This is a genomic window from Jejuia sp. G7-7 (genome assembly GCF_055808955.1).
Genome location: NZ_JBVVSZ010000002.1, coordinates 34,793 through 59,325, shown reverse-complemented (window position 1 = coordinate 59,325; position 24,533 = coordinate 34,793). Strand labels below are relative to the sequence as shown.

The following is a 24,533-nucleotide window of genomic DNA, read 5'->3' as shown; positions in this document are numbered from 1 at the left end:
TAGTAAAAAAAGAGTGCAGCAAATATTTAAAAACATAAAAGGAGACCGGTTAATTTGGGCAATAGTGGCACTATTGGCTATTCTATCGTTTTTACCGGTTTATAGTGCTGCAAGTAATTTAGCTTACAAAGGTGGTGGAAGCAATACGTTTACTTTTTTTATAAAGCATTTTGTGCATTTAGTATTAGGGTTTTCAATTATGTATGGTGTACATAAAATACCTTACCGCTATTTTAGAGGATTGTCTTTAGTGATGGTTCCAATCGTTCTAGTATTGTTAACTATTACTATACTGCAAGGTACTACGGTTGAAGGAGCAAGCGCAAGTAGATGGATCCAAATTCCGTTTGTAAACATGTCGTTCCAAACGTCAACTTTTGCGGCAGTAGTATTAATGGTTTATGTGGCAAGGTACTTATCCAAAATGCAGGATAAGGTAATTACATTTAAGTCGTCTATAATTCCATTATGGATGCCTGTATTTCTGGTTTTAGCATTGATTTTACCTTCAAACTTTTCTACAACTGCCATTATATTTACAATGGTTTTGGTTTTGGTGTTTTTAGGGGGTTATCCTATAAAATATCTAGCAATAATATTAGGATCTGGATTAGTGGCATTGACATTTTTTGTTTTGGTTGCTAAAATGACGGACGGGCCTTTAAAAGTAAAAGTGAATACTTGGGAAAATAGAATTAAAAATTATGCAAACGGAGAAGATACCAAAGAAGATTATCAAATAGAAAAAGCCAAAATAGCAATTGCATCTGGCAGAATAAGGGGAGTGGGTCCTGGTAAAAGCATTCAAAAGAACTTTTTGCCACAATCTTCTTCGGATTTCATTTTTGCGATAATTATAGAAGAATACGGCTTGTTAGGAGGATTTCTTATCATGTTGTTGTATTTGTGGTTGCTGTTTAGAGTGGTTATCGTAGCGCAAAAATCCGATTCTATTTTTGGAAAATTATTGGTGCTTGGTGTTGGTCTGCCTATTGTGTTTCAAGCATTAATAAATATGGCGGTTGCTGTAGAATTATTTCCAGTAACAGGGCAAACTCTGCCACTTATAAGTAGTGGAGGTACATCTATTTGGATGACTTGTTTAGCGCTAGGCATCATATTAAGTGTAAGCGCTAGAAGAGAAGAAATAAAAGAACAAGAAATAAATGATGATAATCCTTTAGAAATCCTATCGGAAGCAATATAAAATGACAGATAAAACACAATATAATATCATTTTATCGGGAGGGGGCACAGGTGGTCATATCTACCCTGCAATTGCTATTGCAAATGCGTTAAAATCGAAATATCCTAAAGCTAAGTTTTTATTCGTTGGTGCAAAGGATAGAATGGAAATGGAGAAAGTGCCACAAGCTGGATATGAGATAAAAGGGTTGTGGATTTCTGGAATTCAAAGGCGGATAACATTTAAAAACTTAATGTTTCCGTTCAAACTTATAAGTAGTCTCTGGAAAGCACACAGAATTGTAAGGAAGTTTAAACCAGATTTAGCTATTGGAACAGGTGGTTTTGCTAGTGGACCATTATTGTATGCGGCGGCTTCAAAAAAAATTCCAACATTAATACAAGAGCAAAATTCGTATCCAGGAATTACAAATAAATTACTATCTAAAAAAGCACATAAAATCTGTGTAGCCTATAAGGGATTAGAACGATTTTTTCCTAAAGAAAAAATTAGAATTACAGGAAATCCAGTACGTCAAGATTTATTGAGTGTTACTGATAAAAGTGTTGAAGCTAAAAATCATTTCGATTTAAAGCATGGTAAATATACTTTATTGGTTTTAGGTGGAAGTTTGGGTTCAAGACGTATAAATCAATTGATTGAAAAAGAGCTCGATTTTTTGGATACTCAAAATGTGCAAGTTATTTGGCAATGTGGCAAGTTGTATTATCAACAATATAAGTTGCATGGAAACACTAATAATGTTCAGGTGTATGAGTTTTTAAATCAGATGGATTTGGCTTATGCGTCAGCAGATATTATTATTTCGAGAGCTGGAGCAAGTTCGGTGTCTGAATTATGTATTGTTGGAAAACCGGTAATTTTTATACCATCACCTAATGTTGCTGAAGATCATCAAACTAAAAACGCCATGGCAATTGTAAATCAGGACGCTGCGTTATTAATAAGAGAGAGTGATTTAGATGTTGATTTTGAAAACAAATTTTCACAATTAATAGCTTCGCAAGAAAAGCAAAAAGAATTAGGGAAAAATATTAGAACATTAGCATTGGTAAATGCTACAAATGAAATAGTTGACGAGGTAGAAATATTACTTAATAAATGAACTTAAATAGTGTACATAATGTCTTTTTTGTAGGTATCGGTGGTATCGGTATGAGTGCTTTAGCGCGTTATTTTAAATCTATTGGAAAGCATGTTTCGGGCTATGATAAAACACCATCTCAAATAACCAAAGATTTAGAAGTATTAGATATTTCTGTTCATTTTGAAGATGATATTAATAGAGTTGATAGTGTATTTCTAAATAGCGATAAAACATTAGTTATTTATACGCCAGCTATCCCAAAGCGGCATTCAGAATTAAACTATTTTATATCAAATGGTTTTAATGTGATGAAGCGTTCTCAAATATTAGGTTTAATTACAGAAAACACCTTTTGTTTAGCAGTTGCAGGAACTCATGGTAAAACTACAACTACCAGTATTTTAGGGCATTTGATGTATGAATGTGATGTGAAGCTAACTGCTTTTCTCGGTGGAATTAGCGAGAACTATAATTCGAATTTGATATTGAACGGAGATGAGGTTTCAGTAGTTGAAGCTGATGAATTCGATAGATCTTTTTTAACATTATCTCCAAATTTAGCCTGCATTACATCTATGGATGCAGATCATCTAGATATTTATGGGGATGCTTCAGAATTAAAAAAATCTTTTGAAGACTTTTCAAAAAAAATAAAACCTAACGGAAAATTATTTGTTAAAAATGGTTTACCCTTAAAAGGGGTTACATATGGTATTGAAGATGATGCAGATTATGCTGTTCAAAATATAAAAATAGAAAATGGAAGTTATGTTTTTGATTTAAAAACACCACAAACTGTTCTCAAGAATTTGAAATTTAACTTACCTGGGAGACATAATTTATCTAACGCTTTGATTGCTTTTGCAATGGCGTCGGAATATGGTTGTTCCAATCAAGGTCTTAGTGAGGCTTTAAAAACTTACAAAGGTGTTAAGCGTCGTTTTACTTATCAAATTAAAACAGATGATTTGGTTTTTATTGATGATTATGCACATCATCCCGAAGAAATTAATGCAGTTCATGGTGCTGTTCGAGAAATGTATCCTGGAAAAAAGTGTTGGCAATTTTTCAACCTCATTTATACAGTAGAACTAAAGATTTTATTGAGGAGTTTGCTAAAAGTTTAGCGCAATTTGATGAATTAATGTTGTTAGATATTTATCCAGCAAGAGAATTACCTATTGAAGGTGTAACATCAGGTTGGTTATTGAATAAAATTGATAATGCTCATAAAAAATTAGTAAATAAATCTGATTTAATTTCAGAAATAAATAAAAGCGAAGCTCAAATTATTCTTACTATAGGGGCTGGAGATATTGGAGAGGAAGTAAAACATATTAAAAAAGAATTAAGTATTGCGAGTTAACTGGAATTACATAAAAATGTTGGTTTTACTGCTATTGGTGGTAGTTTTGTATGCGTTTACTTCAGTCAGAAATAATAAGCGAGGAATTTCAAAGCCTAACATTTCATTTTTAGGCGATAACAATCTTTTTATAACTCATGAGACTGTTAGTAAATTGTTAATACAAAATCACGGTAGTGTTGAAAATGAGCCTAAAGAAACTTTAGATTTGAACGAATTAGAATCTGCCCTGAAATCTAATCCCATGATAAAATCGGCTGAAGTGTATGTTGCTGTAAATGGAGCACTTAACGCTGAAATTAAACAAAAACGACCTGTTGCGAGAGTAAGCACAAACGCATCATATTATATAGATGATGAAGGTAATTACATGCCTTTGTCATCAAATTATACTGCTCGAGTGCCTTTAGTTACTGGTTATGTTGAAAAAAACAACTTGCAACAAATTTTTAAAGTTGCACGTAAAATAGAGACGGACGATTTTTTAAAGCAACATGTTGTTGAGATTAATCAAAGCGCAAACGGAGCAATAGCTTTTAAAATTGAGACAATGCAATTTTATCGTGAATTTGGGAAGTTTAAAGCTGTTAGATAAAAAGATAAATAACTTAAAAGCGTTTTATAAAAAGAGTTTAAAAGAAAAAACGCTTGATAAGTATAGTAGAGTGAATTTGCAATTTGATAATCAAGTGGTTTGTACCAAAACGTAAAAAATGGAACATAATTTAGCAGTAGGTTTAGACATAGGAACCACAAAAATTGTGGCAATGATTGGTCGTAAAAATGAATACGACAAACTTGAAATTTTAGGTATTGGTAAATCTAAAAGTTTAGGTGTACACCGTGGTGTTGTAAATAATATTACGCAAACTATTCAGTCTATCCAGCAGGCTGTTCAAGAAGCAGAAGCAACTGCCGAACTTAAAATTGAAGAAGTTACCGTTGGTATTGCAGGTCAGCACATCCGAAGCCTACAGCATAGCGATTATATTACAAGGCCAAATTCTGAAACGGTTATTGATGAAGATGATATCGATAGATTAATCAATCAAGTGCATAAACTGGTAATGTTACCAGGGGAAGAAATTATTCATGTATTGCCTCAAGAATATAAAATTGATGGGCAAGCAGAAATAAAAGAACCTATTGGCATGTATGGAGGACGATTAGAAGCTAATTTTCATGTGGTTGTAGGGCAAGTATCGTCTATCAGAAACATTGGGCGTTGTGTCCAAAGTTCAGGTTTAAACCTTGAAGGTATCACATTAGAGCCCTTAGCTTCAGCAAATGCGGTTTTAAGTCAAGAAGAAAAAGAAGCAGGTGTTGCATTGATTGATATAGGTGGAGGAACAACAGATTTAGCCATTTTTAGAGATGGTATTATACGTCATACAGCAGTTATTCCTTTTGGTGGAAATGTGATTACTGAAGACATTAAAGAAGGCTGTTCTATCATAGAAAAGCAAGCTGAACTTCTAAAAATAAAGTTTGGTTCTGCATGGCCTGGAGAAAATAAGGATAATGAGATTGTTTCAATCCCTGGATTAAGAGGAAGAGAGCCAAAGGAGATAACACTTAAAAACTTATCGAGAATCATTCACGCTCGTGTAGTTGAAATTGTAGAGCAAATTTTTGCAGAAATTAAAAATTACGGTCACGAAGAGCAAAAGAAAAAATTAATTGCAGGAATCGTATTAACTGGTGGGGGAAGCCAATTAAAACACTTAAAACAATTAGTAGAATATATCACAGGTATGGATACTAGAATAGGTTATCCTAATGAACACTTAGCTGGCGATAGTGATAGTGATGTCACAAGTCCTTTGTATGCAACAGCAGTAGGTTTGGTGCTTGACGGACTAAAACGTAATGAACGTAAAAAAGTTGAAGAACACGAACAAGAAGTTTACGAAGAGCAAATAAAAGACGAGACAATTAGTGAAACCCAAATAGAAAAACCGGTAAAAGAGCGCAAGTCCTTTTTAGATAAATTAACTGAACGCGTTAAAGATTTTTTAGATAACGCGGAATAGTAAAAGAATTAACCATTGAATAATAGTAAAATTTAGAACCCCAGAAAAAAAGAATTTATGAGCAGCAAAAACGAATTCGAAAGCATTGCATTTGATCTACCTAAAAATCAATCAAATGTTATAAAAGTCATAGGTGTTGGTGGCGGTGGTAGTAATGCCATTAACCACATGTTTCAACAAGGTATTAAAGGCGTAGATTTTTATGTTTGTAATACTGATGCTCAGGCGTTACAAAGTAGCGGTGTGCCTAACAAAATACAATTAGGACTTAACTTAACCGAAGGGCTAGGAGCAGGTGCAAACCCAGAAATAGGAGAGCAATCTGCTGTTGAGAGTTTTGATGAAATCTCTCAAATGCTAGACAGTAATACTAAAATGGTATTTATTACCGCAGGAATGGGGGGTGGTACAGGTACTGGTGCTGCGCCAATTATTGCTAAAATGTCCAAGGATAAGGATATTTTAACTGTAGGGATTGTAACTATGCCATTTCAGTTTGAAGGAAAAATGAGGTTAGAACAATCTCAAAAAGGAATTGAAAGGTTAAGAAATGTAGTAGATTCTTTAATTGTGATTAATAACAATAAACTTCGAGAAGTTTATGGAAATCTTGGTTTTAAAGCAGGTTTCTCCAAAGCTGATGAAGTGCTATCTACTGCTGCTCGTGGAATAGCCGAAGTTATTACACATCACTACACTCAAAATATAGATTTACGTGATGCTAAAACAGTATTAAGTAATAGTGGAACTGCTATAATGGGTTCGTCTTTAGCTTCTGGTCAAAACAGAGCACAAGATGCTATTCGTAAGGCTTTAGATTCTCCATTATTAAACGATAATAAAATTACAGGAGCTAAAAACGTATTGCTACTTATAGTTTCAGGTTCTCAAGAAATCACAATTGATGAAATAGGTGAAATTAACGACCATATTCAAAATGAAGCAGGTCATGGTGCAAATATCATTATGGGTGTGGGCGAAGATGAAACGCTGGAAGAATCGATTTCTGTTACAATCATAGCAACAGGATTTAATATTGAACAACAAGATGAAATTTCAAATACTGAAACCAAGAAAGTAGTTCATGCTCTAGGAGAAGTATCTGAACCTAAAGCTAAACTTGAAACTAAAGAGCCAGTTGTTATTGAGCCAATTGTTGAACTAGAGAAGAAAGAGGAAACACCTGTTGTAAGACATACTTTAGATATTGAAGAGGTTGAGGAGGAAGTAACTTCTGCTGAAAAAATTGTTGTAGAAAAACCAAGAACGGGACAAGTGCCAAATGATATCACTTTAATTCCCACATCAGAATTAATAAAAAATATTGATGTTGTTTACGATGAAGTGAGAACCAATAATACTAAGGAAGAAGAAGATTTCATCATTAAACCAGTAACAACAATGGCTATTGATGAGCCTGAAACTGTTGAAACTGAAGATGAAGAGCAACAAATAACCTTAACTTTTGATTTGCCTTTATTTGCTGAAACTGAGGAAGAAGAAAAAGTAGAAGATACGGTTACTTTTAATTTAGATGATGATGCAAAAGATATTGCTGTAAACGATTTTGTAGAGCTTATTCCTGTAACCGAAACGAATGAAGAAGGTCGAGATATTCGTTATGCATTAGATGATTACATTGAAGCAGAATCGTCTATGAATAAGGTTGAAACAAATGTAGAGGAACTGGTTGAGGAAATTCCAGAAGATTTAGTATTTGAAAAAAAGGTTATTAAAGAAGAAACAGTCGAAGAATCTGTTGAGGAAGAGTTAGATCCAACTAATTTGCCAATTTCTGAAATTTTAAAACAACGCACAGCTGAACGTCGTCTTAAAATGAAAGACTTTAATTATAAATTCAATACATCAAAAATTGATGATATTGAAAAAGTACCTGCATACAAACGTCAAGGTGTTAATTTAGAAGAAAGTAAACATTCATCTGAAACTGATTTGTCAAGAACAAGTGTTGGCGTTGATGATAATGATGATATTCAGTTAAGAACAAATAATTCTTTTTTACATGATAATGTAGATTAATAAAGGCTATTACAAAATACTTCTGTGTTTAACCTCACTTTAGTTATGATCCCGAAAAGTAACCCTCATTCTTTTCGGGATTCTTTTTCTCTTAAGTCTAACTTCGCGCTTCTAACTTTTTGCTATCTTCGCACTTCTTTCAATTTAAAAATTATGAGTTTACAACAAGATATTATGTCGGCTTTAAAAGAAGCGATGAAAAGCAAGGATCAAACGGCTTTAACGGCTTTAAGAGCAGTAAAATCTGCCATTCTATTGGCGCAAACAGAAATTGGTGCAAAAGAAGACTTAACTGAAGCGCAAGAGCTAAAGATACTTCAAAAATTAGTAAAGCAACGTAAGGATAGTGCTGCTATTTATCTGGAACAAGACAGAAAGGATTTGGCATTACCCGAGATTGATGAAGCAGAGGTAATCAGTCAATTTTTACCCGAAGCCTTAAGTGAAGAAGAGATTGAAAAAGTAGTTGTTGCTACGATAGATCAAATTGGAGCTCAAGGTATGAAGGATATGGGTAAAGTCATGGGTATAGTGAACAAGGAATTGGCTGGACAAGCCGATGGCAAAACCATTTCTAACATAGTGAAGGCAAAGTTGTCATAATATTTATATCCACTTTGAGTGGTAAAAAAGGCTGCGTAGTTCAACTGGATAGAATATCAGATTTCGGCTCTGAGGGTTGGGGGTTCGAATCCCTTCGCGGTCACGAATTAATAGAAAAGCCAAAAACATTTTTTTGACTGAGCTCAAAAATGTTTTTGGTTTTTCTGTTTTCAAAGTTGAACCTTAAAAGTGATAAAAAAACCTAGGTGATTAAAATAATAGATTCCTAAAAAGTGAAAGGGATCTGGATCTCATCTATAAATGTTGTTAGCATAAATTATAGAGAATAATGAGTTGAAATTTTACACTATAGTGACCATAACACCTTTTTCTTCTAATCTTTTCTTGAAAGAAGAGGATATGCCATTGTCGGTAATAATTTCGTTAATAGCATTTAAATCACATATTTTTGCAAAACTCTTTTTTCCAAATTTAGATGAATCTGCTAAAACAATTGTTTTTTGAGCAGATGCTAACATTTTTTGGTTGAGTTGTGCTTCTTCTAAATTTGTAGTAGATAAACCGTAGTCTACATCTACACCGTCCACTCCTAAAAAGTTTGCTGCATGATACATTTTCTAAAATATGAGCTGCATAAGAGCCTATTACAGAAGCTGAACTATGGCGAATATAGCCGCCGAGTTGTAAAATTTCTATGTTTGTGTCATGAATTAAATGTAGTACTGCATAAAGTGATGATGTGATTACAGTTAGTTTATTTTTTGGTTTTATAAATTTTGAAAATGCTTGAACCGTAGTTCCTGAAGCAATCATTATAGAATCATTTTCTCTAATGCGTTTTGCAGCAGCTTGTGCGATGCCATTTTTTTCTTCAACCGAAATTTTTTCTTTTTCAACAACAGCTTTTTCGATGATATAAGGATTTTCTAAAGAAGCACCACCATGAGTTCTGAAAAGAAGTCCTTTTTCTTCTAAAAATTTTAAATCTTTTCGAATTGTAACGGCAGATACATTAAGTTGATTACATAAATCTAAAACTTCAACATGCTTCTCTTTTGATAGTATATTTAAAATGGTTTCGTGTCTTTGCATAAAACAAATATAATGAAATGAAAGAAAATAAAATGAAGCTATTCAGTTGTTTTTTTAATTTAAATATGAAAAATAAGTTTCGTTTAGTTTCGTTTTTTTATTATTTTTTAGTAAATTTGAAGCAAAATAAAATTAATCAAAACTAAAACAAGTTAATTTGTTCAATAGAAATACATTAATAAAGCAGTTACAGGAGCAGCCAAATTGGGATGTTGTAATTATTGGAGGTGGTGCTACAGGATTGGGAGTTGCGCTAGATAGTGCAACAAGAGGTTATAAAACGTTATTGTTAGAGCAGGTAGATTTCGCAAAAGGGACTTCTAGCAGAAGTACAAAATTGGTGCATGGTGGTGTAAGGTATCTAGCGCAAGGTAATATTGACTTGGTAAGAGAAGCGCTTTACGAAAGGGGGTTGATGCTCAAAAATGCTTCGCATTTAGTGAGTAATCAGTCATTTATTATTCCAAATTATAAATGGTGGGATAATTTGTTTTATACTGTTGGGTTAAAAGTATATGATTTTTTGGCTGGAAAATTAAGCTTTGGAAAATCTACTAGAATATCTAAAAGTCAAACTCAATTGCGTTTAGAAACTATAAAAAGTGAAAGATTAAAAGGGGGTGTTGTGTATCATGATGGTCAGTTTGATGATTCAAGATTAGCCTTAAATATTGCGCAAACAGCTGTAGAACAAGGTGCTACAGTTTTAAATCATTTTAAAGTAGAACAATTGCAGAAGGCAGATAACGGAACTGTTAATGGCGTTGTTGCAAAAGATATAGAGACCAATTCAATATATACTATAAAAGCAAAAGTGGTTATAAATGCTACCGGTGTTTTTACAGATGAAGTTTTAAAAATGGATAACACAGAGGCTAAGAATATAATTCGTCCTAGTCAAGGTGTGCATTTGGTTTTGGATCAATCATTTTTACCAGGAAAAGATGCTATTATGATTCCTAAAACCGATGACGGAAGGGTTTTGTTTCTAGTGCCATGGCATAGCAGAGTTGTAGTGGGAACAACGGATACGCTATTGGATAGTCATAGTTTAGAGCCAAAAGCGTTAGATGATGAAGTAGATTTTATTCTATCTACAGCTAATAAGTATTTAACAAAAACAGTAACTAAAGCTGACGTGTTAAGCATTTTTGCAGGATTACGACCTTTAGCGGTTCCAAAAGATAAATCTGAAAAAACAAAAGAGATTTCTAGAAGTCATAAAATTATTGTTTCAGAATCTGGTTTGGTAACTATTACTGGGGGAAAATGGACGACATATCGTCGTATGGCACAAGATACTATCGGTAAGGTTATTGAATTAGGAAAACTTAAATACAAGCCTTGTAAAACAGAAGGTTTATTGATTCATGGCGCTAATGGTGTTGTAGATGCATCAAATCATTTATATATTTATGGTACCGATAAAAAAGCCATTGAGGCACTTATCGAGGAATCTCCAGAATTAGGGGAAAAATTGCATCCAAGACTAGAGTTTTTAAAAGCAGAAGTAGTTTGGGCAATAAAAAACGAAATGGCAAGAACTATAGAAGATGTGTTAGCTAGACGAGTTAGGATTTTGTTTTTAGACGCCAAAGCTGCTATTGAAATTGCTCCAAAAATTGCTGCTTTTTTGGCAAAAGAATTAGATAAAGATAAAAACTGGGAGCAGCTACAAATTGCTGATTTTAGAGCAACAGCAAATCAATACATAATTAAAAATTAATTTATAACTAATAAAAAACCCTAGTTTAGTTTTCTTTTCAAGGGTAAGAGGTGCTTATATCATGGAAAAGTATATACTTGCATTAGACCAAGGTACTACTAGCTCTAGAGCTATAGTTTTTAATAAAAAGGGTAATGTTATTTCAGTAGCTCAAAAAGAGTTTACACAATATTTTCCAAAACCTGGTTGGGTAGAACACAATCCTATAGAAATCTGGTCAACTCAAGCAGGTGTTGCTACAGAAGCTATTGAGAAAAAAGGTTTAAATGTAGAAAACATCGCAGCAATTGGTATTACAAACCAGCGCGAAACTGTTGTTGTTTGGGATAAAAACACAGGAGAACCTATATATAATGCCATTGTATGGCAAGATAAAAGAACATCGTCATATTGTGACCAGCTCAAAAGCAAGGTTATGAAAAATCTATAAAGGAAAAAGCAGGATTGGTAATAGATTCCTATTTTTCAGGAACAAAAGTAAAATGGATTTTAGATAATGTTGAAGGCGCAAGAGCGAAAGCTGAAAAAGGCGATTTAATTCTAGGAACTATTGATACTTGGTTAATCTGGAATTTTACAAAAGGCAAAGTACATGTAACAGATGTTACAAATGCATGTAGAACATTAATATTCAATATAAATACAATGGGTTGGGATGAGGAATTACTTGAATTATTGACCATTCCAAAGAGTATGTTACCGAAAGTAAAACAATCTAGTGAGGTTTATGGTGAAACAAAATCTACATTTTTCGATGCTAATATTCCAATCTCTGGAATTGCAGGCGACCAGCAAGCTGCATTGTTTGGACAAATGTGTACTAAAAAAGGTATGGTAAAAAACACCTACGGGACAGGTTGCTTTATGTTAATGAATATTGGGGATAAACCTATTGTTTCAGAAAACAATCTATTAACCACCGTAGCTTGGAAAATAAATGGAGAAACCACTTTTGCGCTCGAAGGTAGTATATTTATAGCGGGAGCAGTAGTGCAATGGTTGAGAGATGGGTTGAAAATTATTAGAAATTCTTCAGATGTTGAGCAATTGGCTAGTTCAGTTGAAAGTTCAGATGGTGTGTATTTTGTGCCAGCTTTTGCAGGATTGGGAGCACCACATTGGAATCAGCAAGCTCAAGGCACTATGTTCGGATTAACAAGAGGTAGTACAGATGCTCACATTGCACGAGCTGCTTTAGAATCTATTGCTTACCAAACCATGGATATCTTAAAAGCTATGGAAGCTGATTCTGAAATTTCAATAAAAGAGTTACGTGTAGATGGAGGTGCGACAGTAAATAATATGCTGATGCAATTTCAATCAGATGTTTTAAATACTGAAACTGTACGCCCTAAAGTGATAGAGACAACGGCAATGGGAGCTGCATTTTTAGCAGGATTAGCAGTAGGATATTGGGATAACTTTGAAGAAATTCAAGAAATTTGGCAGACAGATAAACATTTTAAACCGGCTGAAGACAGATCAACTATTGATAAGAATATAAAAGGCTGGTATAAGGCTATTGATACTTTAGAATTTTGGTCGAAAAGTTAGTTTAAAACAAATAAACTTTAATTTTATTTTTAATAGAAATTAAGTTCTTTTGAGATTCAGTACTTGCTAATGAGATATTTAATACAATAATCATAAGTCCAAATAAAGTCTCAATTTTTATGTATTTTTAGAGAGCAAAAGGTAGATGTAATAGCACTTTTTCGTTGAAAATGTTAATAGATGACGTTCAGGTTTTTTAGAAAAAAGAATAAAAAGACAAAGTTTGTGTCTTTTTTATTCATAATTCTTAGTTTAAGTTTTACAAATTGTAAAAAAGATGCTAAACCTAATTTAGGAAATTCAAATGTAAACCTTAAAGTGATGACTTATAACATCCGATTGGATATTGCTTCGGATGGGGATAATGCTTGGGTACATAGAAAAGAATTTTTAAGCTCTCAAGTACAATTTTACAGTCCAGATATCATGGGTGTTCAAGAAGCACGTCCAAATCAAATGGAAGATTTAAATACAGCTTTAAAAAAATATAAAACCATAGGTGTAGGACGAGATGGAGATAATAAAGGTGAATTTTCAGCAATTTTTTACAACTCAAAAAAGTAAAAGTTGAAAATGAAAACACTTTTTGGTTGTCAGAAACACCAAATAAAATTTCAAAAGGTTGGGATGCTGCATACCCAAGAATTTGCACCTATGGATTGTTTACAATTCTAGAAACTAATCAAAAAATATGGGTGTTTAATACGCATTTAGACCACGTTGGTGCTGAGGCACAGTTGCAAGGCATTCAATTAATCCTCGAAAAAATAGAAGATTTAAATACTGAAAATATTCCAGTAATTGTGATGGGTGATTTTAATGTAGAGCCAGAGAGTCAATTAATTACAAGTCTTAAGCAAAGAATGTATGACTCTAAAGAACATGCGAAAGTTATATTTGGATCAAACGGTACATTTAACGGGTTTAAATTTCATGAACTTGTTGCTAGAAGAATTGATTACATCATGCTTTCAAAATCAAAAAAAATGAAAGTTGAAAAATATGGGGTGCTATCCAGTTCAGTAAATTTAAAATACCCATCGGATCATTTTCCAGTTTACATTGAATTAAGCTTTAATTAATTTTAATTAAAGACTTTATAGTCATCATAATTTCAAGATATTTTTCTTTTTCTATGGACTGATTTATAGGTTCTCTTGATAAAGTACTTTGTTTAGCTCCAGTTTTAGAGTGTAGATTCGTTTTATTTAGAGTTAGTACTTAATTATTAAAAAACTTAATTTATAGTAATAACAGGTCAATGTTATGTTCTGTTAGGTAGTTAGTCATTTTGTTTTTCTAAATATTATATATTTAATTTTCGAACCAACAGAAAGCAAAGAGTTTAATGGAAGTTAAGTCAACAAAACCAGCAACGAGAAAAAGATACAATATTTTGGTAATGATATTTATTACTGTTGTAATAAATTATCTAGATAGGGCAAATATTTCAGTTGCCGCTTTTGCTTTAAGAACAGATTTAGGTATAGATACTGAGCAAATGGGCTGGGTATTTTCAGCTTTTGGTATATTTTATGCTGCCTTGCAACTCCTGGTGGTATTCTTGCTGACAGAATTAAGTCTAGAATTCTCTACTCTATTATATTGGTACTTTGGTCTCTTGCTACTTTATTTCAAGGGTTTATAAATTCATTGGCAGCTTTAATTGGATTAAGAGCCAGCATTGGAGTTTTTGAAGCACCTTCGTACCCTATTAATAATTTAGTAGTAAGTAGATGGTTTCCAGAAAAAGAGAGAGCATCGGCTATTGCGGTTTACACATCAGGACAGTTTTTAGGACTAGCGTTTCTATTGCCGGTTTTAACATTAATTCAAGATGCTTTAGGGTGGAGAGGTTTGTTTATTGTCTCGGGAATCATAGGTTTAGTTTGGGCGGTAGTATGGTATTTCTTTTACAGGGACCCAAGAGATCATAAATCTGTAAGTGAGTCTGAAGTAGAGTATATAGAAAAGGGAGGAGGATTAGTTGGGTCTAAAACTAAAGATGAAGAAAAAAGAAGTTTAGTTGGGGGGATTTTAAGCAGGCTTTTATTTATAGAAAACTCTGGGGAATCTATATAGGTCAATTTTGTTTAGGTGCTATTACTTGGTTCTTTTTGACTTGGTTTCCTACATATTTAGTTGAGTTTAGGGGTTGGATTTTGTTAAGTCTGGTTTTTATGCTTCTGTACCTTATTTGGCTGCTTTTTTTGGAATACTTCTATCAGGTTTTACTTCAGATTTTTTAACTAAAAAGGGGTATTCAGTAGAAATATCAAGAAAAGCACCTATAATTATAGGAATGTTAATGACTGTTTTTATAATTGGTGCCAATTACACAGATGACATCTTCTTCATAATATTATTTTTAGCTTTAGCAGGTTTTGGAATGGGGTTAGCTAGTATTGCGTGGGTATTTGTTTCTTTAATAGCTCCTAAAGATAACTTAGGACTGGTAGGGGGCGCTTTTAATTTTATAGGAGGCTTGTCAGTTTTTATTCCAGCTATTATTGGGTATATTGTAGCAGATGGAGACTTTAGTCCTGCTTTAATGTTCATAGCAATAATTTCCTTAATAGGAGTGCTTTCTTATATCTTCATCGTTGGTAAAATAGAACGTATTGTTCCAAAAAAATAATATTAAATTTATATTATAAATGAAAATAACAGCAGTAAAACCTTACCCAATAAATATAGGTTCAGGAAGTCAATTAGTTGTTAAAATAGAAACAGATTCTGGTATATATGGATGGGGAGCATCTGGCTTATCTGGAAGAGAATATGCTGTAATTGGGGCTTTAAAACATTATGCGCCGTTAATTATTGGTCGGAACCCTATGCAAATTGGAGCCATTTGGCAAGATTTATATAGAGGTCAATATTTTGAAGGGGGTCGTGTTTTAGCAGCAGCAATTTCTGCAATTGATATAGCTCTATATGATATTAAAGGAAAAGCTCTAGGTGTACCTGTTTATGAATTATTGGGTGGCAAGCAACGTGATTTTGTACCATGTTTTGCATCGGTTCGCTTTTCAACATTTGATGCTTTGATAAATCAATCAAAAAAGTTGATCAATGACGGTTGGGATATGTTAAGATTAGCACCAGCTGAATTTGAAGATCAAGAAGATATTTCACGTTTTGAACCTCGAGAATCTGTAGCAAAAATTGCGGATTGGATGATTGCCTTGCGAAAAGAAGTTGGAACTTCCATTACCATAGGAATTGATTATCATTCCCGTTTAAGTGCTGCGGAAACGTATTCATTTATGAATCGTATGCCTAAAGGTACATTAGATTTTATAGAAGAACCTATTCGGGATGAAAACCCTGAGGCTTATGAGAGTCTAAGAAAAATGATAGATATACCTTTTGCAATAGGAGAAGAATTTGCCAGTAAGTGGCAATTTTTACCTTTTATAGAACGGAATATTACTCAGTATGCTAGAGTGGATGTATGTAATGTTGGTGGTATTACAGAAGCAATGAAAGTGGCTGCAATGGCAGAAACACATTATATTGATTTGATGCCTCATAACCCTCTAGGTCCAATTTGTACAGCAGCTACAATTCATTTAGCGGCAGCTTGCCCTAACTTTAGTTGGTTGGAAGAAGTAAATACAGGTGCTCATGTATTAACTAACGATCCAAAATTTTATCCTGTACAACCAAAATTAGACGGTGCAGGATATCATTTGCCAACAAGTCCTGGTTTAGGAGTAGAATTTAATGAGGAGTTGGCTCAAAATATAGAATTTGTTCCAGTTGAAATTCCTAGATTAAAAAGGAATGATGGCTCTTTCACTAATTGGTAAATAAAGATTTTAGAAAATATTTCAAGAAAATGAATAGAACAGAACTCGTTGAAATTATTGAGCGAGAAAAATTAGTGTTCGTTACGCGTTTAACAGATTATACAAAAACCCAATTTGTATTAAAAAGTTTAGTTGATGGTGGCGCTAAAGTAATGGAAATTACATCAAACACACCAAATTTTACTGATGAGATTTCTAAAGGAAGATCTACTTATCCAAATATTTTAATTGGAGCAGGAACCATTACTAATAAAAGACTAGCTAAAGATGCCATAGAAGCTGGTGCACAATTTTTAGTAACACCAAATAGTAATTTAGAACTAATTGATATTGCTCATCAGCATGATATTCCCATATTAATGGGGGCTCTAACTCCAACTGAGGTTTGTGCCGCTTGGGAAGCTGGAGCAGATTTCGTAAAGCTTTTTCCAGCAGATATCATGGGAATTCCTTATTTTAGATCGATTAAAGCACCATTAAATAATGTGAAACTGTTAGCAGTTGGAGGAATAGCATTAAATAGTGTCAAAGAATGGATGGATGCCGGTGCTCATGGAATAGGTATTGCTAGTGTTTTAAAAGAGCCCATTGAAAATGATGAAGATTATACAGCTATCAAAGAAAATGCTATCCGGTTTATTTCAGAAATAACTAAATATGGTTAAAAAATAATTACAACTATTATGAGATATTTTTTGTTGCTTTCTTTCGGAATTTTATTGTTTAGTTGCAAAGAATCTAAGGTTGGTTTGAAAAAACCTAATGTAATTCTTTTTGTTGTTGATGACCTCGGATGGACAGATTTGTCATCCTATGGAAGTGATTTGTACCAAACACCTAACGTTGATAAATTAGTAGCAAATGGGACTAAATTTACAAACGCTTATGCCTCCTGTACTGTATGTTCGCCTTCTCGTTCTAGTTTAATGACTGGAAAATACCCGGCAACAATTAACTGTACTGATTGGATAAGCGGACATCAAAAGCCATTTGCAAAACTAAAAATTCCGAATTGGACAGAGCAAGTTAATCTAGAGGAGGTAACACTTGCTGAAGCCTTAAAGAGTAGTGGTTATAACACAATCCATTTGGGGAAATGGCATCTTGGAGAAGAAGATAAGTTTTGGCCAGAACATCAGGGTTTCGATATAAATATAGGAGGATGGGCAGTTGGTGCACCTCAAAAGAAAAATGGAGGAAATGGTTATTTTTCACCTTATGCTAATCCGAGATTAAAAGATGGAGTAGAAGATGAGTATTTAACGGAAAGATTAACTAATGAAGCACTTGTATATTTAGAAACAACAAAAGAAGCCAACAATCCTTTCTTTATGAATTTTTGGTTTTATAATGTGCATACACCACTTCAAGCTAAAAAAGAAAAAGTTGATAAATATAATGCCTTAATTAAAGAAGGGGCTAACCATCAAAATGCTACCTATGCAGCGATGGTCGAACACATGGATGAAGCTATTGGAAAAGTAATTGCTAAACTAGAAGCTTTAAATATTTTAGATAATACCATTATAATTTTCACAAGTGATAATGGTGGTTTAATAGGGAATTATGGTTTTAATAGAAAAGTGACCTCAAATGCGCCATTAAGATCTGGTAAGGGAGATATCTACGAAGGTGGTGTTCGTGTACCTTTTATTGCACAATGGTTAAATAAAATTCCAAAAGGAAAAACAATAAATAGTCCAATTATTTCTCCCGATGTTTATCCAACAGTTTTAGGTTTGATAGGCGAAACTGGAAATAAAACTCATAACGAAAAAATAGATGGTGTTAATTTTTCAGATGCTTTAATAAACGGAGGTAAAGTAGAAAGAGAATCTGTTTTTTGGCATTATCCACATTATCATTTGGAAGGAGCGAAACCTTATAGTGCCATTAGAAAGGGAGATTGGAAACTTATAGAAGTTTTTGAAACTAATAGTTTAGAACTCTATAATTTGAAAGATGATATAGGAGAAACTACAAATCTAGTTCTTGAAAATCCCAATAAAGTCAAAGAATTAATGGGGGATTTAAATAATTGGAGAGATAAAGTAGATGCTCAATTACCAGAAAATAATCCAAACTTTCAAGAAGATTTTGAGGAGTATTATAAAAAGGGAAAGTGGTTACAAGTGTCTGATGAAGAGTATCTAGAGTATCTCAAAAAGAATAATTAAAATTTGCTTTAAGTTTTAATATCTCATCATTTGATTAGTATATCCAATTGATTGAACAGTATATTCATGGTTCAAAGTTTAATAATCAAATCGCTTTATATATATTTAATTCTTCAAAATATTTTCTATGAATAAAAGTTATTTTGGTTGTTTTAAAAGGATAGATGCTGTTTTTTACGCATTACTTTTTATGGTATTTAGTGTTAGTTGTGGGTCACCTAAAAAGGACAATAAACAACCCAATATCATCTTAATTATGGCTGATGATTTAGGCTTTGAGTGTATAGAAAGTTATGGAGGAACTTCATATAAAACACCAAATATTAATAAACTAGCAAAAACTGGTCTACAGTTTAATAATGCTTATGCACAACCTTTATGTACACCTACGCGGGTTGAACTAATGACTGGCAAATACAATTTTAGAAACTGGAAAGCGTTCGGGATTTTAGATCCTAATGAGAAAACATTTGGACATTTAATGCAGGATGCTGGTTATAGAACTTGTATTGTTGGTAAATGGCAATTACAGAGTTATGATACTATTGGGCATTCTGGAGCTGAATACAGAAGGGGCTCAGGAATGAAGGTTGAAAATGCAGGCTTTGATGAATATAGTTTATGGCATACAGGACATACTGAAGATAAAGGTTCGAGATATCCAAACCCTCGAATTTTAAAAAATGGAACCTTTATAGAAGGGGCGAAAGATAAATATGGACCTGATCTTTTTTCAGACCATTTGAATGAATTTATTAATAAAAAAGATGATAAGCCATTTTTTGTTTACTACCCGATGGCATTAACTCATGATCCTTTTTCTCCCACTCCTGATAGTGAGGCTTGGGCTGATTATGAACAAAGATTCGAAAACCATCCAAAGCATTTTGGAGATATGGTGGAATATATGGATAAAATAGTTGGAAAAATTGTTAATAATCTTGAAGAGAAAGGCTTAAGGGAAGAAACACTAATACTTTTTTATTCTGACAATGGAACACATCAAAAAGTAACATCACTTTTAAATGATAAACCATATAAAGGAGGAAAAGGATTAACTATAGAATCTGGCATTAAGGTACCATTTATCGCCAATTGGACTAATCATATAAAGCAAGGTTCTAAAACAGATGAATATATTAGTGCAGTAGATTTTTTACCAACAGTTATGGATGCTGCAGGAGTTTCATTGCCTCAGAATTTACAAACTGATGGTCAAAGTTTTTTGTCAACACTTAAAGGAAGTTCAACTGATAGAAGACATTGGGTTTATATTGGGTATAATCCAAAGCCTGGAATAGGTAAAGAGAACTTTGAACTATCAGAATTTGTATTGAATTCAGATTATAAACTATACCATGATAGTAGATTTTACAACACTAAAAAGGATGTTTTAGAAAAGCATCAACTAAACAATAATAGTATTTCAGATAACGAAAAAACTATCAAAGATAAATTCAAAAAAGTATTAGACTCTCTTAATAAGTATCCGCCATATGGATATATTGAAAGATTAGACCCTTCATTAGATGAAATAGTTTCTAAAAATGTGAAAATTGAATTAGTAGCAAGAGGTTTTACTTGGTCTGAAGGGCCAGTTTGGTTAGAAAAAGAACAAAAGGTTATATTTTCTGACGTTCCAAATAACAAAATTCATCAATGGAGTGAAAAAGACGGTTTAAGTTTATATATGACACCATCTGGATATACTGGAAAAGCACCAAAAAAAGGAGGTATAGGTTCTAATGGTTTGGTTTTAGATATGGATGGTGACTTGATTATTTGCCAGCAAGGGGATAGAGTTATTAGTAAATTAGTGTCTTTAAAAGATTCTAAAAGTCCAAAGTTTGAACAACTCATTACCAATTTCGAAGGTAAAAAATTTAACTCGCCAAATGATGCCATTTTTGATAAAAAAGGTAACATGTATTTTACGGATCCTTCTTTCGGATTAGGAAAAGAAAAAAGTGAAATCGGGTTCAACGGTGTTTATTTTTATAGCAAAAATGGAACGCTCACTTTGGTTGATAAAACAATTGATAAACCAAACGGTATTGCAGTTTCAAATGATGGTAAGACATTGTATGTTACTGATTCTAATTTTGATAGACCATCAATTTGGGCATTCGATATTATTTCAGAAGGAAAAGTAAAAAATAAAAAACGTTTTTTTGATGCCACAAAAGCTTTAAATAGAAGTATAGATAAGCAAAAAGCAGATGGTATGAAGATAGATAATAAAGGAAATATATTTTTTGCTGGACCTGGAGGTGTTTTGATAATCAATCCGGAAGGCAAGCATTTAGGGACTATAACTCTTGATAAGCCTACTGGGAATTGTGAATTCACAAGCGATAAAAAATATCTATTTATAACCTCAGGTAATTATTTGTTGCGTGTTGATTTAAAACCTTAGAATCAGTAAAATTATTTTCAACTTAACTAAATGAATAAGATAATCTACATAATTTCACTTATTACAATTATAGTTTTGTTTTCATGTAAAAAAAGACTAAAAATATTTCGAAGAGCACAACTTCTTTTAAATCACTTGAAAAGGAATATTCTGGTATTGATTTTTCTAATAATATCATCGAGAATGACACATTGAATTATTTTACATTTCCATACATGTATATGGGGGGCGGTGTAGCTATTGGCGATATTAATAATGATGGGCTGTCTGATGTTTATTTAACTGGAAATATGTCTGAAAACAAGTTATACCTCAATAAAGGTAATATGCAATTTGAAGATATATCGAAGGCGGCAGGAGTTTCTGGTGATGATAGGTGGTATACAGGAGTTACCATGGCAGATGTAAATGCTGATGGTTGGTTAGATATTTATGTTTCGGTTTCAGGAATTTTTGGAACTACTAAAAATCAGTTATTCATTAACAATCAAGATAATACCTTTAGTGAAAAAGCTGAAGCATATGGGTTGAATGATGAAACTGCCTCAATACAAGCTACTTTCTTTGATTATAATAATGATGGTTTACAAGATGTTTTTGTTGCTAATTATCCAGTAGTTGAGGTTAGTCAAGGAAACAGGTACTACCATCAAAAAATGCAAGAAAATAGACCAGAAGATTCAGGTCATTTGTATAAAAATAATGGAGATAACACATTTACCGATGTTACAAAACAATCTGGTGTTCAGGATTTTGGAATGACACTAGGTGTTGTCGCTGCCGATTATAATAATGATGGTTTGCAAGATTTATACCTTTCAAATGATTTTAATGTGCCAGATTATTTTTATTTGAATAATGGAGATGGAACATTTAGAGAAGTTGCAAAAGACGCTACCAATCATACTGCTATGTTTGGAATGGGAATTGATGTAGCAGATTTTAATAATGATAATTTGTTAGATATTATTCAATTGGATATGACTCCAGCAGACTATAAAAGATCTAAAACTAATATGGCTAGTATGAATCCCAAATCTTTTTATGAAGCTATAGATTTAGGATTACATTATCAATATATGCAAAACACATTACAAGTAAACAATGGTGTTAATGAAGAAGGAATACCATTTTATGCAGATATATCTCGATTAGCAAATTTAGCAACTACTGATTGGAGTTGGGGAACATTATTTGCAGATTTCGATAATGATGGTTTAAAAGATATTATTATTACTAATGGTATGAAAAGAGACGTTAATAATAATGACGTTAATCAGCGTACCAAAATGAATGATTTTGCTGATTTTAATAAATCTATTGATTATAAACAATATCCTAGTACACCATTAGATAATTATATTTTTAAGAATGAAGGAGATTATGCTTTTTCCAAAGTAAATGATACATGGAATATACATTATAAAGGGTTTTCTAATGGCGTATCTTATGGAGATTTAGATAATGATGGCGACTTAGATATTGTAATAAATAATCTAGGTGATATTGTATCCATTTTTGAAAATGAAAAGAATAATCAAATTGAAAACAACTATTTAAAAATTAAATTGAACGGTTCTGAAAAAAATCCATTTGGATTTGGAGCTAGAGTTTCTATAAGCTCAGGCTTAAAAAATCAACTACAAGAGTTTACACTTACAAGAGGTTTTCAGTCTAGTGTAGAGCCTATTTTGCATTTTGGTTTAGGAAAAAATACAATTATTGATACACTTTCTATTTTATGGGCTAACGGAAAAGAGCAAATAATTACTAATATAGAAACGAACCAATTGCTAAAAATAGATATAGCGAATGCTAAGGAGGTTTCCAAAACAGAATCATATAAAACTCAAATTTTTGAAGATATTACTGAACGAGTTGGAATAAATTTTAAGCATATTGAAGATAATTTTGATGATTTTGCTTTGGAACCATTATTGCCTCACAAAAATTCTCAGTTAGGTGCTGCTCTTACGGTAGGAGATGTTAATGGAGATGGATTGGAAGATTTCTTTGTTGGTAATGCTGCTGGAAGTAAGGCGAGTATGTATATTCAAAACAGGTCGGGTGGCTTCGAAATTATTCACGGTCCGTGGAATAAAGATTTCAAAAAAGAAGATACAGGAGCATTGCTTTTTGATGCAGATGGCGATTCAGATTTAGACTTGTATGTGGTGAGTGGAGGAAATGATCCGTCAAAATCAAGTGATTATTATCAGGATAGACTTTACATAAATACATCAAATGGTTTTGTGAAAACTTCAAAATCATTACCCGTTATTAATTCAAGTGGAATGACTATTGTTTCTGAAGATTATGATAATGATGGTGACTTAGATTTATTTGTGGGAGGAAGAATTGTTCCAGGGAAATATCCATTTCCTGCTCAAAGCTATATCTTAAGAAATGAAGGAGGGGTAGATGAATCTGTTTATTATACCGATGTTACAAAAAGTGTTTTACCAGAGTTGGTAGAGGCAGGTCTTGTAACTTCTGCACTTTGGGATGATTTTAATAATGATGGAAAAATAGATTTAATTGTTGCAGGAGAATGGATGCCTGTTCGGTTTTTTGAAAATGAAGGACAATCATTCAATGAAGTTACCAATAAATTTGGGTTGGAAAATAATACCGGTTGGTGGAATAGTTTAGAAAAAGTCGATTTAGATAATGATGGTGATTTTGATTATCTCGTAGGGAATTTAGGTTTAAATTATAAGTACAAAGCAAAAAAAGAAGCTCCTTTTGAAGTTTTTGCAAATGATTTTGATGAAAACGGTCGTATGGACATCGTTTTAAGTTATAAGAAAAAAGGTGTTCAACTTCCATTAAGGGGAAGAGAGTGCTCGTCCCAACAGGTGCCAGCTATAAAGCGCCGTTTTGAAACTTTTGAGTTGTTTGCTAATGCAAACTTGGCGGATATATATGGTCAAGCAATGTTAGATAAGTCTTTGCACTACCAAGCAAACACCTTTGCTAACTCATGGATTGAAAACAAAGGGAATGGAAATTATACAATGCATAAATTACCAATGAAAATGCAATTTTCTTCAATTAATGATATGGAAGCATTTGATTTTGATAATAGCACAGCCTCTCATATTATCGCTGGAGGTAATCTATATCAATCAGAAGTTGAAACACCTCGAAATGATGCAAGTTATGGTATGTTTTTTTCGATAAATTCAATAACAAATAGTGTTATAAATGAAAATATTGATGAAAGTGGTTTGTTTATTAAAGGAGAAATAAAAAGTATCAAATCTATTCGTATTGGTAAAGATAAAAAGTTAGGATTTCTATTTGCAAAGAACAACGATAGTTTAAAACTTCTTCAAGTAAATATCAAAGAGTAAGCTAACAGTATTTCTTTTTAAAATTAAATTGTCTAAATTTTGAAATTTTCAAAAAACATATAGATATTTTATTAAATATACTGTTTTAGGGGGCTATTGA

The 24,533-nt window shown here is 32.7% G+C and carries 17 protein-coding genes, 1 tRNA gene and 3 pseudogenes; 20 read left to right on the top strand and 1 reads right to left on the bottom strand.

Annotated elements, in window-relative coordinates:
- Positions 1 to 13: 13 nt before the first annotated feature.
- The 8 genes and pseudogenes from AC0L5U_RS10295 (at position 14) to AC0L5U_RS10260 (ending at position 8,439) form a co-directional block, all read left to right on the top strand.
- Positions 14 to 1,207 carry an FtsW/RodA/SpoVE family cell cycle protein gene (locus AC0L5U_RS10295; RefSeq protein ID WP_473416326.1) on the top strand — a complete coding sequence of 398 codons (1,194 nt, stop codon included), beginning with the start codon at positions 14 to 16 and terminating at the stop codon, positions 1,205 to 1,207.
- A 1-nt stretch (position 1,208) separates the two neighbouring features.
- On the top strand, positions 1,209 to 2,312 hold the full coding sequence (murG, locus tag AC0L5U_RS10290) for an undecaprenyldiphospho-muramoylpentapeptide beta-N-acetylglucosaminyltransferase (RefSeq protein WP_473416324.1): 1,104 nt from the start codon (positions 1,209 to 1,211) through the stop codon (positions 2,310 to 2,312).
- Positions 2,309 to 3,660: pseudogene (gene murC / locus AC0L5U_RS10285) on the top strand (UDP-N-acetylmuramate--L-alanine ligase). Before murG ends, murC begins: the two are co-directional and overlap by 4 nt.
- 16 nt (positions 3,661 to 3,676) lie before the next feature.
- A complete protein-coding gene (locus AC0L5U_RS10280) occupies positions 3,677 to 4,255 on the top strand; it encodes a cell division protein FtsQ/DivIB (RefSeq protein WP_473416323.1) in 579 nt (192 codons plus the stop codon).
- Positions 4,256 to 4,373: 118 nt separating this feature from the next.
- Positions 4,374 to 5,693 (top strand): cell division protein FtsA, encoded by a 1,320-nt coding sequence (gene ftsA, locus AC0L5U_RS10275; protein WP_473416322.1) that lies wholly within the window; start codon positions 4,374 to 4,376, stop codon positions 5,691 to 5,693.
- A gap of 57 nt (positions 5,694 to 5,750) precedes the next feature.
- A complete protein-coding gene (gene ftsZ / locus AC0L5U_RS10270; RefSeq protein ID WP_473416320.1) occupies positions 5,751 to 7,733 on the top strand; it encodes a cell division protein FtsZ in 1,983 nt (660 codons plus the stop codon).
- Between the two features lie 153 nt (positions 7,734 to 7,886).
- Positions 7,887 to 8,336 carry a GatB/YqeY domain-containing protein gene (locus tag AC0L5U_RS10265; RefSeq protein ID WP_473416318.1) on the top strand — a complete coding sequence of 150 codons (450 nt, stop codon included), beginning with the start codon at positions 7,887 to 7,889 and terminating at the stop codon, positions 8,334 to 8,336.
- A 29-nt stretch (positions 8,337 to 8,365) separates the two neighbouring features.
- Positions 8,366 to 8,439 (top strand) — tRNA-Arg (locus AC0L5U_RS10260).
- Between the two features lie 199 nt (positions 8,440 to 8,638).
- On the opposite strand, the pseudogene AC0L5U_RS10255 reads toward AC0L5U_RS10260, so the two are convergent.
- Positions 8,639 to 9,389, bottom strand: a pseudogene (locus AC0L5U_RS10255) (DeoR/GlpR family DNA-binding transcription regulator).
- A 157-nt stretch (positions 9,390 to 9,546) separates the two neighbouring features.
- Here AC0L5U_RS10255 and AC0L5U_RS10250 point away from each other — a divergent pair.
- From AC0L5U_RS10250 to AC0L5U_RS10195, 12 genes and pseudogenes are all read left to right on the top strand, one after another.
- Positions 9,547 to 11,115, top strand: coding sequence for a glycerol-3-phosphate dehydrogenase/oxidase (locus AC0L5U_RS10250; RefSeq protein ID WP_473416317.1), 1,569 nt, complete (start codon positions 9,547 to 9,549; stop codon positions 11,113 to 11,115).
- Positions 11,116 to 11,176: 61 nt separating this feature from the next.
- A pseudogene (gene glpK, locus AC0L5U_RS10245) lies at positions 11,177 to 12,669 on the top strand (glycerol kinase GlpK).
- Positions 12,670 to 12,894: 225 nt separating this feature from the next.
- Positions 12,895 to 13,233 (top strand): endonuclease/exonuclease/phosphatase family protein, encoded by a 339-nt coding sequence (locus AC0L5U_RS10240; RefSeq protein ID WP_473416316.1) that lies wholly within the window; start codon positions 12,895 to 12,897, stop codon positions 13,231 to 13,233.
- Positions 13,234 to 13,259: 26 nt separating this feature from the next.
- A complete protein-coding gene (locus AC0L5U_RS10235) occupies positions 13,260 to 13,751 on the top strand; it encodes an endonuclease/exonuclease/phosphatase family protein (RefSeq protein ID WP_473416314.1) in 492 nt (163 codons plus the stop codon).
- A 266-nt stretch (positions 13,752 to 14,017) separates the two neighbouring features.
- On the top strand, positions 14,018 to 14,317 hold the full coding sequence (locus AC0L5U_RS10230; protein ID WP_473416310.1) for a hypothetical protein: 300 nt from the start codon (positions 14,018 to 14,020) through the stop codon (positions 14,315 to 14,317).
- Positions 14,200 to 14,751, top strand: coding sequence for an MFS transporter (locus AC0L5U_RS10225; RefSeq protein ID WP_473418263.1), 552 nt, complete (start codon positions 14,200 to 14,202; stop codon positions 14,749 to 14,751). Before AC0L5U_RS10230 ends, AC0L5U_RS10225 begins: the two co-directional genes overlap by 118 nt.
- 73 nt (positions 14,752 to 14,824) lie before the next feature.
- Positions 14,825 to 15,307, top strand: a complete 483-nt coding sequence (locus AC0L5U_RS10220) for an MFS transporter (protein WP_473416307.1) — start codon at positions 14,825 to 14,827, stop codon at positions 15,305 to 15,307.
- Positions 15,308 to 15,326: 19 nt separating this feature from the next.
- Positions 15,327 to 16,484 (top strand): mandelate racemase/muconate lactonizing enzyme family protein, encoded by a 1,158-nt coding sequence (locus AC0L5U_RS10215; protein ID WP_473416305.1) that lies wholly within the window; start codon positions 15,327 to 15,329, stop codon positions 16,482 to 16,484.
- A gap of 29 nt (positions 16,485 to 16,513) precedes the next feature.
- Positions 16,514 to 17,149, top strand: a complete 636-nt coding sequence (locus AC0L5U_RS10210; RefSeq protein ID WP_473416303.1) for a bifunctional 4-hydroxy-2-oxoglutarate aldolase/2-dehydro-3-deoxy-phosphogluconate aldolase — start codon at positions 16,514 to 16,516, stop codon at positions 17,147 to 17,149.
- A gap of 18 nt (positions 17,150 to 17,167) precedes the next feature.
- Positions 17,168 to 18,661 (top strand): sulfatase, encoded by a 1,494-nt coding sequence (locus AC0L5U_RS10205; protein ID WP_473416300.1) that lies wholly within the window; start codon positions 17,168 to 17,170, stop codon positions 18,659 to 18,661.
- A gap of 127 nt (positions 18,662 to 18,788) precedes the next feature.
- Positions 18,789 to 21,077, top strand: a complete 2,289-nt coding sequence (locus AC0L5U_RS10200; protein ID WP_473416298.1) for a sulfatase-like hydrolase/transferase — start codon at positions 18,789 to 18,791, stop codon at positions 21,075 to 21,077.
- 191 nt (positions 21,078 to 21,268) lie between these two features.
- Positions 21,269 to 24,433 carry a VCBS repeat-containing protein gene (locus tag AC0L5U_RS10195; protein ID WP_473416297.1) on the top strand — a complete coding sequence of 1,055 codons (3,165 nt, stop codon included), beginning with the start codon at positions 21,269 to 21,271 and terminating at the stop codon, positions 24,431 to 24,433.
- The last annotated feature ends 100 nt before the right edge of the window (positions 24,434 to 24,533 follow it).

What these genes read in the sequence shown, in the direction of transcription:
- murG (WP_473416324.1), top strand. Translation starts at nt 1,209, where the DNA reads ATGACAGATAAAACACAATATAATATCATTTTATCGGGAGGGGGCACA.
- AC0L5U_RS10280 (WP_473416323.1), top strand. Translation starts at nt 3,677, where the DNA reads ATGTTGGTTTTACTGCTATTGGTGGTAGTTTTGTATGCGTTTACTTCA.
- ftsA (WP_473416322.1), top strand. Translation starts at nt 4,374, where the DNA reads ATGGAACATAATTTAGCAGTAGGTTTAGACATAGGAACCACAAAAATT.
- ftsZ (WP_473416320.1), top strand. Translation starts at nt 5,751, where the DNA reads ATGAGCAGCAAAAACGAATTCGAAAGCATTGCATTTGATCTACCTAAA.
- AC0L5U_RS10265 (WP_473416318.1), top strand. Translation starts at nt 7,887, where the DNA reads ATGAGTTTACAACAAGATATTATGTCGGCTTTAAAAGAAGCGATGAAA.
- AC0L5U_RS10230 (WP_473416310.1), top strand. Translation starts at nt 14,018, where the DNA reads ATGGAAGTTAAGTCAACAAAACCAGCAACGAGAAAAAGATACAATATT.
- AC0L5U_RS10215 (WP_473416305.1), top strand. Translation starts at nt 15,327, where the DNA reads ATGAAAATAACAGCAGTAAAACCTTACCCAATAAATATAGGTTCAGGA.
- AC0L5U_RS10210 (WP_473416303.1), top strand. Translation starts at nt 16,514, where the DNA reads ATGAATAGAACAGAACTCGTTGAAATTATTGAGCGAGAAAAATTAGTG.
- AC0L5U_RS10205 (WP_473416300.1), top strand. Translation starts at nt 17,168, where the DNA reads ATGAGATATTTTTTGTTGCTTTCTTTCGGAATTTTATTGTTTAGTTGC.
- AC0L5U_RS10200 (WP_473416298.1), top strand. Translation starts at nt 18,789, where the DNA reads ATGAATAAAAGTTATTTTGGTTGTTTTAAAAGGATAGATGCTGTTTTT.